Here is a 666-nt window from a genome sequence, read left to right on the forward strand (position 1 = left end):
ACAGCACGAAGCCGGCCCCCTGGGGAGCCGGCCGGGTTCGAGCGTGGGAGACCGATCGGGTCGGTGTCGGGTCGGTGTGCGGGTGGGGGTTAGAAGGCGTCGCCCCAGCGGCCGCAGTCGTCGAACTTGTCGGTGCCCTCGCAGACGCGGATCTTGAAGTCGTCGAAGCCGTTGCTCTTCTTGAAGCCGCCGAAGCGGTCGATGTCGCCGTGGCCGCGGGTCTTGAAGACCTTGGTGTGGAAGCCGAAGCGGTCGTGCCACTTGAACCACACGTAGCTGTAGGAGCGGTCGCGGTCACGGTCGAACAGGTCGCCGTAGAACCAGTAGCGGCCGTTGTCCTTGGTCCAGTAGCCCTTGAAGTAAGAGCGGTGGGCGAAGTCCTCGCCGCGGCCGTACCCGGAGTAGTAGGGGCCGAAGAAGTGCTTGCCAGAGGTCTGTGCCTGCTGCGTGGCGACCGTGGCCGAGGCGGCGGTGGCGGTGGCGGCGGAGGCGGCGGGGGCCGCGGCGATGCCGGCCAGCAGGGAACCGGCCAGGGCCGCTCCGGCGAGAAGGGTGCGCGTGGTGCTCATCGTCATGCTCCTGTGCGGGTGGTGAGGGGTCGTGCCGTTCGGACACCACGGACACTAGAAACAGTCGACGCTTCCTTCTGCGCAGGAATGCACACTC

The 666-nt window shown here is 67.6% G+C and carries 1 protein-coding gene; it reads right to left on the bottom strand.

Translation table 11 applies throughout. The annotated features are described in order from the left end of the window. Nucleotides 1–89 precede the first annotated feature (89 nt). The gene (locus ACTOQ1_RS42910; protein WP_440074382.1) at nucleotides 90–569 is read right to left on the bottom strand and encodes a hypothetical protein; all 480 of its coding nucleotides are present in this window, start codon (nucleotides 567–569) and stop codon (nucleotides 90–92) included. Nucleotides 570–666: the final 97 nt, after the last annotated feature.

Origin of the sequence: Streptosporangium sp. OZ121, assembly GCF_051918885.1 — a bacterium.
Taxonomy (GTDB): domain Bacteria; phylum Actinomycetota; class Actinomycetes; order Streptosporangiales; family Streptosporangiaceae; genus Streptosporangium.